Source organism: Rothia amarae, from assembly GCF_042677725.1.
Lineage (GTDB): Bacteria > Actinomycetota > Actinomycetes > Actinomycetales > Micrococcaceae > Rothia > Rothia amarae.
Genome location: NZ_JBHUCN010000010.1, coordinates 15,053 through 30,318, shown reverse-complemented (window position 1 = coordinate 30,318; position 15,266 = coordinate 15,053). Strand labels below are relative to the sequence as shown.

General features: G+C 52.1%; 14 protein-coding genes. 3 read left to right on the top strand and 11 right to left on the bottom strand.

Going from position 1 to position 15,266, the window contains the following annotated elements; all coding sequences use genetic code 11:
• Positions 1-54: 54 nt before the first annotated feature.
• Both ACFR81_RS05920 and ACFR81_RS05915 read right to left on the bottom strand, forming a co-directional pair.
• Positions 55-2,064, bottom strand: a complete 2,010-nt coding sequence (locus tag ACFR81_RS05920; RefSeq protein ID WP_068171761.1) for a urocanate hydratase — start codon at positions 2,062-2,064, stop codon at positions 55-57.
• Between the two features lie 51 nt (positions 2,065-2,115).
• On the bottom strand, positions 2,116-2,763 hold the full coding sequence (locus ACFR81_RS05915) for an IclR family transcriptional regulator (protein WP_343874118.1): 648 nt from the start codon (positions 2,761-2,763) through the stop codon (positions 2,116-2,118).
• Between the two features lie 258 nt (positions 2,764-3,021).
• Between ACFR81_RS05915 and ACFR81_RS05910 the strand changes: the two genes are divergently transcribed.
• Positions 3,022-4,371, top strand: coding sequence for a YjiH family protein (locus ACFR81_RS05910; protein WP_343874115.1), 1,350 nt, complete (start codon positions 3,022-3,024; stop codon positions 4,369-4,371).
• A gap of 17 nt (positions 4,372-4,388) precedes the next feature.
• On the opposite strand, the gene ACFR81_RS05905 is transcribed toward ACFR81_RS05910, so the two are convergent.
• From ACFR81_RS05905 to ACFR81_RS05865, 9 genes are all read right to left on the bottom strand, one after another.
• Positions 4,389-5,144: a DNA-3-methyladenine glycosylase I gene (locus tag ACFR81_RS05905; RefSeq protein ID WP_068171769.1), complete on the bottom strand. Its 756-nt coding sequence runs from the start codon at positions 5,142-5,144 to the stop codon at positions 4,389-4,391.
• A gap of 10 nt (positions 5,145-5,154) precedes the next feature.
• Positions 5,155-5,904 (bottom strand): alpha-ketoglutarate-dependent dioxygenase AlkB family protein, encoded by a 750-nt coding sequence (locus tag ACFR81_RS05900; RefSeq protein ID WP_343874109.1) that lies wholly within the window; start codon positions 5,902-5,904, stop codon positions 5,155-5,157.
• A complete protein-coding gene (locus ACFR81_RS05895) occupies positions 5,905-6,423 on the bottom strand; it encodes a methylated-DNA--[protein]-cysteine S-methyltransferase (RefSeq protein ID WP_343874107.1) in 519 nt (172 codons plus the stop codon).
• A 123-nt stretch (positions 6,424-6,546) separates the two neighbouring features.
• Positions 6,547-6,984, bottom strand: a complete 438-nt coding sequence (locus ACFR81_RS05890) for an anion permease (protein ID WP_343874104.1) — start codon at positions 6,982-6,984, stop codon at positions 6,547-6,549.
• On the bottom strand, positions 6,938-7,783 hold the full coding sequence (locus ACFR81_RS05885) for an anion permease (RefSeq protein ID WP_343874102.1): 846 nt from the start codon (positions 7,781-7,783) through the stop codon (positions 6,938-6,940). The genes ACFR81_RS05890 and ACFR81_RS05885 overlap by 47 nt, the downstream gene beginning before the upstream one ends.
• Positions 7,784-7,901: 118 nt before the next feature.
• On the bottom strand, positions 7,902-9,599 hold the full coding sequence (locus tag ACFR81_RS05880; protein WP_068171780.1) for an ABC-ATPase domain-containing protein: 1,698 nt from the start codon (positions 9,597-9,599) through the stop codon (positions 7,902-7,904).
• Positions 9,600-9,666: 67 nt separating this feature from the next.
• Entirely contained in the window at positions 9,667-11,226 is a 1,560-nt protein-coding gene (gene glpK, locus ACFR81_RS05875; RefSeq protein ID WP_343874098.1) for a glycerol kinase GlpK, read from the bottom strand.
• Positions 11,227-11,277: 51 nt separating this feature from the next.
• The gene (locus tag ACFR81_RS05870; RefSeq protein ID WP_343874096.1) at positions 11,278-12,063 is read right to left on the bottom strand and encodes an MIP/aquaporin family protein; all 786 of its coding nucleotides are present in this window, start codon (positions 12,061-12,063) and stop codon (positions 11,278-11,280) included.
• A gap of 113 nt (positions 12,064-12,176) precedes the next feature.
• Positions 12,177-13,943: a glycerol-3-phosphate dehydrogenase/oxidase gene (locus tag ACFR81_RS05865; protein ID WP_343874094.1), complete on the bottom strand. Its 1,767-nt coding sequence runs from the start codon at positions 13,941-13,943 to the stop codon at positions 12,177-12,179.
• Between the two features lie 102 nt (positions 13,944-14,045).
• On the opposite strand from ACFR81_RS05865, the gene ACFR81_RS05860 reads away from it, so the two are divergent.
• On the top strand, positions 14,046-14,996 hold the full coding sequence (locus ACFR81_RS05860; RefSeq protein ID WP_068171792.1) for a sugar-binding transcriptional regulator: 951 nt from the start codon (positions 14,046-14,048) through the stop codon (positions 14,994-14,996).
• A 110-nt stretch (positions 14,997-15,106) separates the two neighbouring features.
• A complete protein-coding gene (locus ACFR81_RS05855; protein ID WP_343874090.1) occupies positions 15,107-15,232 on the top strand; it encodes a hypothetical protein in 126 nt (41 codons plus the stop codon).
• Positions 15,233-15,266 lie beyond the last annotated feature (34 nt).

The window sequence follows — 15,266 nt, the reverse complement described above, 5'->3', positions numbered from 1 at the left end:
GGTGCGAGGCATCATTTACCTCGCACCCTGGGTGTTGAGCTAGCTCAATCGGTTCTAGTTGACGAGTGAATCGATGAGATCATCGTTGACGGTGTAGGGAAGTGTAATCTGTCCCTTGCCCGAGTAATCGTGATTGAAGTCGGTTGCTGTCTCAATAGAGTGTTCGTTGCGTGCCCAGCTACGGCGCGCCACGCCACACATGACATCCCAGAGTAGGGACGACTTGATGACTTCGTCGACTCGCTCGGAACCATCCAGCACCATACCAAAACCACCGTTGATGGAGTTACCGATACCGGTGCCACCGCCGTTATGCAGCGCAACAAGGCTCATGCCGCGTGCAGCGTTGCCGGCGAAGCACTGGGTTGCCATATCCGCCATAATGTTGGAGCCGTCCTTGATATTGGAGGTCTCGCGGAAGGGCGAATCGGTACCGGATACATCGTGGTGGTCGCGACCTAGCATGACGGGGCCGATTTCTCCGTTACGCACTAGCTCGTTGAAGCGCAATGCGATATCCATGCGCCCCTGTGCATCCTGGTACAAAATACGTGCCTGAGTGCCTACCACTAGGGCATTTTTCTCTGCATCACGAATCCAGTTATAGTTATCGCGATCCTGGTGGCGGCGGGTGGGATCGATACAGTCCATCGCCGCCTGGTCGGTCTTGCGCAAGTCTTCGTGATCACCGGAGAGACAGACCCAGCGGAAGGGCCCGTAACCGTAGTCAAAGAGTTCGGGACCCATGATATCTTCAACGTAGGAGGGCCAGATGAAGCCGTTGCGTTCGTCGCCATCGATAGCAATTTCGGTGACGCCGGCGGAGAAGACCGATGCCATGAATGCATTGCCGTAGTCGAAGAAGTAGGTGCCGCGCTGAACCAATTCCTTGATGAGCTCGTAGTGCTTGCGCAAGGTTGCATCAACCTTTTCAACAAACTGGTCGCGGTCGTTCTTAAGTAGCCTGGTGCGTTCTTCGAAGGTGAGGCCCTGTGGGCAGTATCCGCCGTCGTAGACTGCGTGGCAGCTGGTCTGGTCGCTCAGGAGGGGGATTTCGATGTTGTTGTCGACGGCGTACTGGAGCAAATCTACGATGTTGCCGTGGTAGGCAATCGAAACGGGTGTCTTGGAGTCAATGTGCTCCTTGGCGATGCGGAAAACCTCTGCCAAATCTGAGGAGGCGTGACCAACCCAGCCTTGATCTAGGCGGGTCTGAATGCGCGAGTAGTCTACCTCTGCCACGATACCTACAGCGTTGGCGATTTCAGCTGCTTTAGGCTGAGCACCACTCATACCGCCAAGCCCGGAAGATACGAACAATACGCCCGCCAAATCGTCCTCTGCGGGGATGCCCAGCTTGCTACGCCCTGCATTGAGCAGAGTATTGAAAGTGCCGTGCACGATACCCTGGGGCCCAATGTACATCCAGCCGCCAGCGGTCATCTGACCGTAGTTAGCGACTCCCAATTCTTCTGCAATTTCCCAGTCCTTCTGGTTGTCGTAACGACCAATCATCAGGGAGTTGGTGATAATGACGCGCGGGGACTCGGGGCGGGAAGGGAAGAGACCAAGAGGATGACCGGACATCACAACCAAGGTGGTGTCTTCGGTCAATTCCTGCAGATACTTCATAATCAGTCGGTACTGCAACCAGTTCTGGCAGACGCGACCGGTCTCACCGTAGGTGACGAGCTCGTAGGGGTAGAGCGCTACGTCGGTGTCGAGATTGTTATCAATCTGCACCTGCATTGCCTTGCCTTCGATGCACTTGCCCTCGTACTCGTCGATGGGGCGACCGTGAATCCGACCCCGTGGACGCCAGCGGTAGGCGTAGATACGGCCGTAGGTGCGTAGCTCTTCAAGGAATTCGGGTGCTGCTTGTTCATGCAGTTCTTCGGGTAAATAACGCAGTGCGTTGCGCAGGGCTAGTTTGGTCTGTTCGAGGTTCAAGCGGAATCCGCGCGAGGGCGCGCGGCGGTAGGCGGGGTCAAAGCTGGGCTCGGGTGGAAATTCGTTATCGAGCTTGATTTGCATAGCTTCTGAGGTGCTGGTGTTGTTGTACATATTCACATCCATTTCATCATTGAGTGGGTGGTCTGGTTAGGTTGGGGAAAACTAGATATTTTCAAATTTCTGGGAAAGTTCTTGAACCGTGCTGTGTAGCAGCTGACCAAGTTCAGCTTCTTTTTCAGGTGTAATTCGGTAGGTCGGGACAAGCATGCTCAATGCCGCGATGGTTTTTCCACGCACCTGAAGAGGGGTTGCAATAGCGGTGACATCTGCTTCAACACCGCTGGTGACTACCGTGTATTTTTCATCGTTGTGCTGGTTAAGAAGAACTGCGCCGACCGCGGTGGAATTCAAAGGAATCGTTTGCCCTTCCCAGCTTCTGTGCTGGATGGCGTGCGTTCCGTTTACTACTGCCAAATAGAGGACCTGGTGGTGTTGTTTGATGGAAAGATACACCGATTCGCCGGTTCGTTCTGCAAGTTCGAGCATGGTGGGGCGGCAACGATTCCGTAAGGTGTTGTCGCCCAGGGCTTTGAACCCCAGACGGAGCAATTGCGGCCCAACATCGAATTTTCCCGCACGATCTCGGCGAACAAATTCGAGTTCTTCAAGGGTGTGCAACAGTCGCAACGCGCTGGAGGGGGAGAGCTCAGCTTGCTCAGACGCTTTGGTGAGGTTTATTCCCGGATGATCGCAGACGACGGTGAGGAGCTTGAGGGCGCGTTCAACAGATCGCGTGGTCGTTGTTGGCATATTTCTACCTCACCGATTCCCACTCGCCAGTTTTGTATCTTGAGTCACAAATATCTTACGTTCAGAAGAATACATCAGATATGGGAGCGAAAAATCCCTCAAGAGGTGTTGTTGCAGAATAAAAATAAATTTTCATTAGATGAAAATTGGAGGGATTCGCCCTGTCATTCCGCGCTACTTTCCGTAAAGCGCAAGGATGCGGTGGAAGTGAGCTGTGATACATTTTGGGTAATTCAAAGACGAATTCAAAGGAACTTCATGTCAGAACACGCTATCAGCGAGGAACAGACTGCTGCTCTCGTTCCCGTCAATGCCCCCGGTGCTGGGAAAGATGCACTCAAACTCATTCTGTGCTCAGTCTTGGGCATCTTCATGTTTTTTATCCCCATCACCATAGGTGGAAAAAGTACTATCCCGCTTGATCACCTGGTGAGTTGGGTGAAGCTAGCTATCGGCCCAGTTGTTCCATGGCTAATGCTAGCCCTCGTCCTTTTGGGAACATTGAGACCTTTTATTACGGGGCGATGGAAGAAATCTCTTACTCAGAAGATATTTTCAGTGCTCAACATAGTGGGCCTTATCGCAGCTGTGCTGATGATGACCTCCCCACCAGCATGGTTAGCGGATAAATCTATCGGCCCTTTCCTATGGAATACTTTAGTGACCTCGGTAGGGCTCATCGTGCCCATTGGCGCTATCTTTCTGGGCTTCCTCATCGGTTTTGGACTGATGGAATTTGTGGGTATTTTTGTCCGACCTATCATGTACCCCATCTGGAAAACCCCGGGCCGCTCTGCGGTAGATGCGGTAGCCAGTTTTGTGGGGTCCTACTCTCTTGGTCTACTCTTAACCAACCGTGTGTACAAACAAGGCGGATATACCGCTAAAGAAGCAGCAATTATAGCCACAGGCTTTTCCACGGTTTCAGTAACCTTCATGGTCATTGTGGCTAATACCCTCAAAATCATGGATTTGTGGTTGCAATACTTCTTCACCGCATTTTTTATGACTTTCGTGGTGACAGCTATCTGCGTTCGTATTCCGCCGCTGTCCACCATCCCAGACACCCACTTTCCAGGGTCTACCCCTAACCCTGAGCAACCCATCACTCGCCATAAGATGCAAGTGGCGTGGGAACAGGCACGCGGAACTCTACATGCTAACCCCGGAATCGTTCAGACCATGTGGCTCAATTTCAAAGACGGTGTCATCATGGCGTCAGCAATTCTGCCCTCGATTATGTCCGTTGGTTTGCTGGGATTGCTGGCGGCAAAATACACTCCCATCTTTGACTGGATGGGTTGGATTTTCGTTCCCTTCAATAAGCTAGCCGGTATGCCAGATCCCTTACTGGGTGGCAAAGCCATCAGCCTGGGGCTGGTGGAAATGTTCCTACCCGCTACTGAAATTGGTCCTGAAGGAGACACCCTCACCGCGTTCATTATCGCCGTAGTTGCGGTATCAGGAATTATCTTCCTCTCAGCTATGGTGCCCTCCATCATGGCAACCGATATTCCCGTGAAATTCTGGCACCTGTTGGTGATTTGGGTAGAGCGCGTTATCCTGAGCATCCTCATTACTGCCCCCATAGCCCATCTAATTATTTAGCGGACAATCGACGTGGTTCATGCTCGACGCGACCCATCGGCGTTCCAAAGTTTCGAGATGCCGCGCCGATGCGAATCTATCAAGTGAGTATCGACCACTCCGCAAGCCTCAAACATGGCATAGACCGTCGTTGGTCCCACGAAAGAAAATCCTTCTTTTTTAAGACGCTTGGCAAGATTCTCCGACTCCTCAGACCGGGTAGGAACCTCTACAAACCTCTGCGGGGTGGGAGTTTGCTCAGGCCCGTAACTCCAAATCAACGCAGGTAAACCGTCATCGACCAGCATCCCGTTAGGGAGTGTAAAACCTAAAAGCGCTGCCTCTGCTGCTGGTAGCTCGACGTCGGGGGAGAGGCGTACCTGCTCTCTGAGGCTCTGCGCTCGCTGTCGCAGAGCGAGGGTAGCGCGTGCATTCTTGATGACAGCGCGAATCTTCGCTTCGGAACGAATAATCCGCGGGTCTTCCTTGATGCGGGCGACATCCTCGTCCGTCAGAAGAGCTACAGCATCGGGGTTGAAGTCCAAAAAGTCTTCTCTAAGTGCGTCTCTCTTCACTAACACGGTGCGCCAGCTCAAACCGGCTTGAAAACCTTCTAGGCAGATCCGTTCAAACATACCCTGCTCATCAGCAATGGGTACGCCCCACTCCTCGTCGTAATAGGTGCGCATCAGCTCATCTGTTGCAGCCCAGCGGGGGCGAGAAAGACCATCCTCGCCGGTCACCACATCGGGGGTCAACTTTTCAGGAGCTGGATGCTGCTGTGGCTCTGGCATAATGTTCTCCTTAGTTACCTGCCGGGGATAGACCTGTCTGTCGAAGCGTAATATTGATTCGACCCTCAGGGAAATTGAGTTCAGCAGGTGAAGTATCAGGCAAAATCTTCGGCACGCCATGATACATAAAACGGCTGGGACCGCCAAAGACAATTAGGTCCCCAGAAGCCAGCAAAACATCCTCAAAGGGCATATTTTTATTTTCCGTATTTCCTGCACGAAAAACGCCCGTATTGCCCAGCGATACCGAGACAATCGGCATCGATGACCGCTCATCCTTATCCTGGTGCATTCCCATTGAAGCATGAGGTGCGTAGTAGTTGATAAGCGCCACATCAGGGCAATAGCTAGAAACCCATTCGGCATGCTGTGGACCATCAAAAGCGGGCCACGACGGCGCCGTCGCTGCGTGATACGCCACATCTAATGCCTGCCTACCCATGCGCTGTAACCAATCTGGAACAGCAAACGGCTGCGCACCACCAAATTCCGGAGCATCATTGCGATAGGCATAATCGCTCCAATGCCAGCCCAACGAGGTAAGGCGCACGGACATTTTCTTGCCATAAATCTCGGGCGAATGAGGAGGAATACCTCGGGAAATTCCTTCTCTTTCGGGGGTAGTCTGACCCCAGCGGAAAAATTCCCCCACCAAAAATCGCTGCTGATTCATCGAAAGCCAACCGGGCACATGAACGCAGCCGGGGTAAATCTCCCGCGGCTGTCTCACCAAATCGGTGTCACTGAAAAGAGCCGGCATCTAAAAAAGCCGAGTTTCTTTCTCGGAGGTAGGTTCTTCTAGATCCAGCAGAAATTGTTTAGTTTCCACCCCTGCGGCATACCCCGTCAATTTTCCGTCGGCACCCACCACTCGGTGGCAAGGAATGAAAATGATGCATCGGTTGCGCCCAACTGCTTGCCCCACCGCTTGAGCAGGGGCATGCGGGCCCACAATCTTAGAGATTTCTCCGTAGGTGGTGGTGTAACCATAGGGGATATCTTCGAGTGCCTGCCACACCGCTAACTGGAAATCACTACCTGCCGGTTTGAGTGGCACAGTAAAAGAGGTTCGATTCCCCGCTAGATAATCATCTAGTTCGCGGGCTGCTTCAGAAAGTATTGGTTGAGAATCAAGTTCTGTGGTTTCTCCCAGTTCCTCTGCGGAGGCAAAGTGTGATTGCCCTTCAAGCCAAGCACCTGTCAGCGACGTTCCGTCGGTTGCCAGATACACAGTACCTAGGGGGCATTCATGGGTTGCATGTAAGGTATCGTGGGTCATAAGTGCTCGTTTCTTGAGAATGGGCTAGAGAAAGGGATAATCGTAGTCTAAAGCGAAAAGTGCTTCAAAGTCTTGGGAGAGCAAGATATGCTTCCCCTCACTTTTCATTGCTCAACCTAACTTCTAGACCATCCCCAGCCACTTCCAATAAGTAGTTGAGAAGAGCAGCACCAACAGGTAGCCGATGACTGTTAGGGGAATGCCGGTTTTGAGAAACTGCTTAGTAATGAACGCTCCTGTGCCGTAGGCAAGCATATTCTGTGGAGCTGAGACAGGAAGTAGGAATCCGAAGCTAATGAGGAACTGTTGAATCACCACAAACCCGAGACCATCCTGAGGAGCGGTCAACGTCGAAGCTAGCGCGATATACACAGGAATGAGGGCAGAAGATAGGGACGTTGCCGAGGCGAATCCCAAATGAATCAAAATGGTGAAAGCTGATACCAAGGCGATAGTAGCTAACAGCGGCATATGTTGCAGACCGAGAGCACCAAAGGTAACCTCCGAAAGCCACTTAGCTGCGCCCGTCTTCAGCAAAAGAGTGCCCAGGGAAATGCCCACTGCAAAGACCACCAGTGTGCCCATTGATGAGCTTTTCTGCTGATTTCCAAGTGAAAACACCAATTTTGGGTAGTAGCAGGAATCCAATGGCAACGAGGTTCTGCGCTGCCGCCGTTTTGATACCGATATTCCAAATAGAAACAGATTGAGCTGCGGTAATAATTAGAAGAGCCGATAGCTTTGAATCTTTCGCCATACCGAAGGCTGCTACCATGCCCAAAAGAATTGGGACGACTGCGCCAGCACGGGCCGTTGCTGAGGGAACGAAGAAGGCGAGGATAATCGAGATAGCAATGGCGCCCACGACAATGTGCGAGGTCTTTTCCCCGGCAAATCTCAAAACAATGAGAGCAATGCGCTTATGCAGTTCTGTTGCCTGCATCGCGGCAGCAAGGGCGAGGGCAGCTGCCACCAGAGCGACGCCGGAGGAGCTGAATCCGCCCAGGGCTGTAGCGAGAGCATCAGTGGTCCCTAGAGCTTTGGAGGGTTCTTTGGGGTCGGGTGAAAGCCCCAGCAAAATCGTAATGTAACCGATAATGAGCACCGAGGACACCGGATAGCTCACCGCCTCGGTAACCCACATAATAACGGCGAAGCCCAGTACCGCAAGAGAAATTTGCCCCTGCCAGGAGAGGGACTCACTGTGTGGTAAGAGTAAGACCGCTATCAACACGATATGAGCCAGAATAAACCAGAGGGTTTTGAGGGAAAATCGAGGTAGTTTCCGCTCAGAATCAGGGGTGGCTGAAATTTCGGCAGGGGCGGATTCGGTGGGCGATACAGCCCGGGAGGAGCTCATGGGAAATCCTTCTGATGAAAGTAGGTTATATTTCCACACTAGCCTTGGTCTAAGAAGATTTTTGGGGTATTTTTCCCCTGCGATATTTATGACAGAAGATGAAGTTCTGCTGAGATTTTTACCGCTTCAGGCGAAGTTTTCGCCACCGTGAAATTGCTTGAAAAAGCTCCTCTTTACGGGGGAGTACCACATCGCCTCGGACTCTAGAATCTGACCCTGTGAGCGTCTCTAACCCTTCTCTTTCAATCTGCTCGATGACCTCCTGTACCGCTGGCGCAAGGGGAATCTGAGCTGTTTGAAGACGCCGGGCAACTAAGGGCAAGCATAGTGCTATGGCCTGAGTTTGCCCAGAATCCACCAGCTGGGAGAGATACCGCAAATCAAGGTTCTCTTTACCGATTTGTATCTCCTCTAATCCGCGACCCCGAGGAGGTTTGCGCGTGTCCTCTACAAGAAGGGAATTCGGGTCAACCGTTCGAGGTGCGCCCAGCAAAGCTAGTGAGGACGTTTTATCGGTATTACCTTCTGAGAGGGAATGCTTCGTTTCGTGATACTGCTTGGCTAGTTGGTGCGCTCGCTCGGTCACATCTTGAGGAACGTATTCATTCAAAGCAATAACGGTATGTGCGTGTTCGAAGAACGCTCCAGACCCTCCCATTACCAAAATGGTTGAAATTCCCCGATCTTCCCACAGGTCTGAGATTCGATCGACGAACGGGGTAATGGGTTCGGCTGAAATTAAAGCTTTCATGCGCTGGTCGCGAATCATGAAGTTCGTGGCGGAGGTATCCTCATCAATAAGCACAGTACGCGTACCTATTTCAACGGCTTCGGCTAAATTAGCTGCCTGGGAGGTGGAGCCACTGGCATTGGCTGTAGAAAATTCTTGCGTATCAATCCGCCCCGGCAGATTATTAATCATGGTAGAAATATTGGTACCTGTGACGGCGCGGCCATCCTCAGCCCGCACAGAAACAGCGGTTGGATCGCTCACTACCAGCTGGCGTCCGTCTCCTGGAATATGTGGGAAGACGCCGCGCTCTAGCGCTTTCAAAAGCGTGGATTTTCCATGAAAACCTCCACCAACCAGAAGAGTAATACCCTCTCGAATACCTAAACCACTGATAGAGCGCCCGCTGGGCAGATCAAAGAAAACTTTGTTTTCTGCGGGAGATTCAAAGGGAACAGCATTAGCTAGTGGGGTATCTGAATTGCCTGAGCGACGGGCAAGAACAGCACCATCCGCTACGAAACCCACCAGATGCCTGTCCTGCAATTCACGCTGTATAAATAAATAATCGCGCAGGGTTTGCACGTGCTGTTTCAACGCATGATGTTGCAGCCGCTCGCCGAGTGCCGAGTAGCTGACTAAACCAGGTAAGTCGTCCACCAAAAGTCCTGCAGCGAGGCGACCCTTGACTCGGCGTCCAGCGGCAGGAAACTGAAAAGTAAGCGCAACCTGAACCGTGCCTTTCTCACAGGTCACCGAAGAACGAGGGAGAATTTCTTGTCCAGGGCGTACCGCCTGAAATTCTCGAGGACCGTGGGATATAGCATCGTAAATGTCTCGGGCAATAAAATCGCTCACCGCAACACGATCTGCAGTGTCTTGCAAAAACTCTTGGGGTACCTCGGTAGCTGTAACTGGTAAGGTAATCCGAATTCTCGACGCCGACGCATAGGGATCGGGCTGCACCTTATCAATATGCAAGTCAAAGCCCTGAAACTGCCATGTTCCCGCTAGCTGTTTGAGCGCACCGTATGATTTGCCGTCCAATGAATGAAGCCGTGAATAGAGCTGAGATGAAGTACCCATACACCTCAGCATATAAGAAAGCCGGGGCATGACAATTTCATGCCCCGGCTTGACTTACTGAGAGAGATTAGTCGGTGATAACGTCTTCATCGACCCAGTCGAGGGTCTTAGAAACCGCCTTCTTCCAGTTACGGTACTGGCGCTCGACATCCTCAGTATCCATATCCGGAGTCCAACGCTTATCTTCGGACCAGTTATCAATGACATCTTGCTCGCCGTCCCAGAATCCCACGGCGATACCGGCAGCATAAGCTGCACCCAAAGCGGTAGTTTCAATAATCTTGGGGCGGATCACAGGAACTCCGAGAATATCTGCCTGGAACTGCATGAGGAATTCATTTGCAGTCATGCCGCCATCAACACGCAATTCGGTGAGCTCTACGTCTACTCCGGCGTGATCGATATCTGCGTTCATCGCATCGAGAACTTCGCGAGTCTGCCACGCGGTTGCCTCCAGAGCGGCGCGGACGATATGCGCCCGGTTAATATAGCGGGTTAAGCCCACAATAACTCCACGCGCATCGGAGCGCCAATGCGGTGCAAATAGCCCGGAGAAAGCCGGTACCACGTAGCACCCACCGGAGTCTTCCACGCTGGTTGCCAGCTTTTCAGATTCAGCAGCGTCGTTAATCATGCGCATGTTATCACGCAGCCACTGAATCAAAGAGCCGGAAACTGCGACAGATCCTTCGAGCGCATAAACGGGCTTGTTATCGCCAATTTTGTAGGCGACGGTGGTGAGCAGACCATTCTCAGAAATAACGGGTTCTTCACCGGTATTCATCAGCATGAAATTACCTGTGCCGTAGGTATTCTTCACCATGCCCTCTTCAAAGCACGCCTGACCAAAAGTAGCAGCCTGCTGATCACCCAAAATACCGGCAATAGGAACCCCGGGCAGAAGACCATTTTGGCGACCTTCCCCCAAAATCTCGGAGGAAGAGTGAATCTCAGGGAGCATCGAGAGGGGGATTCCCATATCTGCTGCAATGGATTCGTCCCACTGCAGAGTCTTGATGTTCATGAGCATAGTGCGAGATGCGTTGGTGACGTCAGTAACGTGAATACCACCATCAGTGCCGCCGGTGAGGTTCCATACGAGCCAGGTATCGGTGTTGCCAAAGAGGAGGTCACCTGCTTCGGCCTTTTCGCGTGCGCCCTCAACATTGTCGAGAATCCACTTAATTTTTGGGCCTGAGAAATAAGTTGCCAGGTGCAAGCCGGTGATATCGCGGTACTTGCCTTCGCCTTCTTTGCCGCCAAGCTCATTGCAAATCTTCTGTGTGCGGGTGTCCTGCCACACGATCGCGTTGTAAACAGGCTCGCCAGTGTTCTTATCCCAGACGACGGCGGTTTCGCGCTGATTGGTAATACCAACAGCGGCGATTTCGTGGTGGTTGATGCCTGCATCAGAAAGTGCATGACCCACTACTTTACGCACATTGCTCCAGATTTCTAGCGGATCGTGCTCAACCCAGCCAGCCTTAGGAAAAATCTGCTCGTGCTCGAGCTGGCCTACAGCCTTGATGTTCGCCTTTTTATCAAACAAAATGGCGCGGGAACTCGTGGTTCCTTGGTCTAACGAAAGGATGTACTTTTTGCGTGCGGGCAGTTTTTTCTCTGCCATATCAACCACTCCTTTGTGATAGTTACTGTGGGGTTTAGTTTAGCTCAACCTCTAAATAGCGAGTAGCGCAGGTACAATCAGCGCGGCAAGTACGGCACCGATAATGGGACCAACCACGGGAACCCAAGCATAGGACCAATTAGAATCGCCCTTGTTTGGAATAGGAAGCAGGGCATGAGCGATACGAGGACCAAGATCGCGTGCAGGGTTAATGGCGTAACCTGTGGGGCCACCCAGTGAGAATCCGATGGAAACGACGATCAACGCGACCGCCAAAGGACCAAGACCTGAAGGAGTCTGCCCTGAAGCCACCACAAATGCAATCAGTACAAAGGTACCGATGATTTCTGAAACTAAGTTCCAACCGTAGGACTTAATAGCGGGGCCGGTGGAGAACACTCCCAGCTTGACGCCATCCTCAGCCGGCTCATCGAACTGCTTCTTATAAGCGAGCCAGCAGGCAATAGCGCCGACGATAGCGCCCACCATCTGACCGGCAAAGTAAACCAACATGTTGCCCAAGGTTGCAGGAACGCCCTTTGTTAGCTCATTCCCAGCAACCCACTGACCAATGGTTACAGCCGGATTCAAATGCGCGCCGGAAGGACCAGAAACATACACCGCAGCAAAAACTGCTAAACCCCAGCCAAAAGCAATTGCTACCCAACCAGCACCCTTGGCATGCGATTTGTTCAAACTATTAGCTGCACAAACGCCAGCACCCAACAAAATAAGTACCAAAGTGCCCAGGAACTCAGAGGAAAAAAGCCCTAAAGACGTCGGTATGCCGTCTGCGCCGGTAAGAAGGGTAGACCCTCCTGCAAGCAGACCATTCATAGTAAATCCTTTCAATCAAGGAATAAATCAGTGAGTGCGCTAAACACCATCCCCTCGGCGATTTAGCGCACTCAAACGGAGGTACTCATGCACTTAGTATGTTTACCTATGGGTTATGAAGCGTTGTTCAACTTCTGACGGGGAGCTACGCTCTCAACGTTCTCAAGATGAGCAACTGCCTCAGAATCTGTGGAGGTTTTCTCCGCCGCAGCAATAGCCTCAACACGCTGACGGTATAGATCAACTTCATGCTGGGCATCCTTCTGAGACCAACCAAGTTCAGGGGCCATCAGTGCAACAATTTCTTCGGCCGAAGAAAGCCCACGATCGCGCTGCTCCAAGTCCAGACGAACACGGCGAACCAGAACATCTTCAAGGTGAAGCGCACCCTCAGCTTGAACCGCGTACACAACATCTGCACGCAAGAACTGCGGAGCATTTTTCAAGGGCTCACCGAGGTCCGGATTCTTCTCAATGAGAGACACTAAATCGGTAATTTCTGCACCGTAGCGCTCTAGCAGATGCTCCTGACGTTGCTTATCCCACCCCTGTTTCTTGGCAATAGAATCAATCGAACCCAGAATTGCTCGATACCCGTTTGCACCCACCAGAGGAATATCAGAAGTCACACTGGGGCGGCTCTTCGCATCATCGCCGAGCGCAAAATCGACAGCATCTTCTGCCATCACGCGGTAGGTGGTGAGCTTGCCACCAGCAATTGCACTCATATTCGGGGCAATTTCCGTAACGGTGTGCTCCCGAGAGACCTTGGTGGATGACTTCTCTGAGCCTTCTTTGAGAACCGGCTGAAGCAACGGGCGCAGACCCGAGTAGGTGCCAATGATGTCATCCTGGGTCAGCTCTTCAGCAATAAGTTCATTAGCCTGATCCAAGACATACTGAATATCCTGGGAAGTAGCAACAGGATTCTCAATATCCTCGGTATAGGGAGTATCAGTGGTGCCGATGATCCAATAGCGTTGCCAGGGAATAATGAACAGGACGGATTTCTCGGTCTGAGTAAAAATACCTGAGGACGCTTGGATGCGCTCGCGAGGAACCACAATGTGGATACCCTTAGAAGCAAGAACCTTCAAGCCGGCGTCTTTCTGCGCCATGGATTCTGTCTCTTCGGTCCAGACACCGGTGGCATTGATAATTTTCTTCGCTTTAATTTCGAGTTCGGCATCGGTTTCGAGATCCTTGACGACTGCACCGTTCACAGCTCCTGAGGAATCTTTGAGAATGCTAATAACCTGGGTGCGGGGAGCGGCTAGAGCGCCATAGCCAGCTGCGGTGCGCACCAAGTCGATGACGAGACGGGCGTCGTCCACGCGTGCATCGTAAAACTGAATAGCACCGGTGAATTTGTCATCCTTAATGCCCGGGAAGATTTTCTTAGTTCCCTTTTTGGTGAAGTGTCGTTGTGGAGGAACGGTGACGTTGCCACGGGCGCCGGTGAATGCCATGACGTCATACATGCCGATTCCCACCGCTGAATACGCACGTTCGATGACGGGCATTTTCAAAGGCCATAGGAAGGGCTGTGCTTTGACGAGGTGGGGCGCGGTTTTAGTCAGTAGGTTGCCACGTTCTTTGAGGGCTTCTGCCACGAGCTTGAAATCCAAATTGTAAAGATAGCGCAGACCACCATGCACTAGCTTGGAAGACCAGGCCGAGGTTCCTGCTGCCCAGTCGCCCGCTTCGACGATGCCGGTGCGCAGTCCGCGCGTTGCTGCATCGAGGGCGATACCTGCGCCGGTTACACCACCGCCAATAACAAGAATGTCCAGACCTTCTGCGTTGGTCATGGCTTCTAGCGCATGGGCGCGTGATTCTTTAGTGAGTCGTGATTGCTGTGCAAACTGTGCTGATGACACGGCTAAACCCCTTTGATAAGAAAATACCTTTTCTCTATTTGAACTGTTTAATACAGAAGGTGCCAAACACTCTGAACGGATTTTCAAGTAGTATCTTGAAGTGTGAAAGAACGTAACACTCAGCTCTTTGAAGCGGCTCAGCTCTACTACCTGGAACATCTCACTATGGATCAGGTGGGAGCCCGGTTATCTGTTTCACGCGCTACTGTTTCACGGCTTCTCAAAGAAGCGCGGCAGGTGGGACTGGTGCAAATTAATCTCAATGATGATTTCAAACCGAAAAATGACTTAGCGACCAAGCTGGGGGATAGGTTCCGCGTTAAAGCTCTGGTAGTACCCACAAACCCACGCGATTCGGCGTTGGGGCGGATGCAAGCAGTAGCTCGCGAGGCGGGTGTTTTACTCAATAATGTGATGCACGATGACATGGTCTTAGGGGTGGCTTGGGGGTCTACGGTGAGCGAAGTTGCCCGACAACTACCTCCCCGCCCGCTCAAAAACGCTTTGGTTGTACAACTTAATGGGGCGGGTAACGCCCGTCATACGGGTATTCCTTATTCAGGTGCAATCTTGGGGCAGATAGCCGAGGCATTTAGTGCTCAGATGATTCATTTTCCTGTCCCGGCTTTTTTCGATCGCGCCACCACCAAAGAGGCTATGTGGCAGGAAGAATCAGTGCGCTCTGTGTTGAAAATGCAGAGGGTGGCAGACGTCGCACTTTTTGGAATTGGTGCTTTTGGCGGCGCGATTCCCTCGCATGTCTATAACGGCGGGTACTTTACCGAGGAAGAGCAGCGCCGCCTGAGGCAGACCGGTGTAGTGGGGGATATGTGCACGGTTTTTCTGCGGGAGAATGGCACTTTTGCGGACCTTGAGGTGAATAGACGGGCGACCGGTCCGACCCCTGCTGAACTAGTGCGCATCAAACGACGTATCGCGGTGGTCTCGGGAGCGCACCGGCTATCTGCGCTGATGGGGGCGCTCATGACGGGCGCGGTGACCGACCTGGTCATAGATGCGCAGCTGGCGGAGTTGCTGTTGAAAGCTGCCTAAATTCTTCGTCTCGAATGAAAGCCCCCAGACCGCAGAACCATCCACAGGTTCGTCGTCTCCACCAAACACGTCTTCCCCTTCATCAAGCGCAAACGCGAAAAAGGAAGTTGATGCAATCGAATTTGATGGAAATTTCGATAATTTTATCCCCTTACCAGGTGGATGCCGCTTACAAAAACGGTGGCTGGGGGATGACCGAAAAAAGTGGTGACTTTGAGGATGCCTATAAGGGGTAATTTGCCCTAAGGGTCACTAAATCCGCAAAAGTGC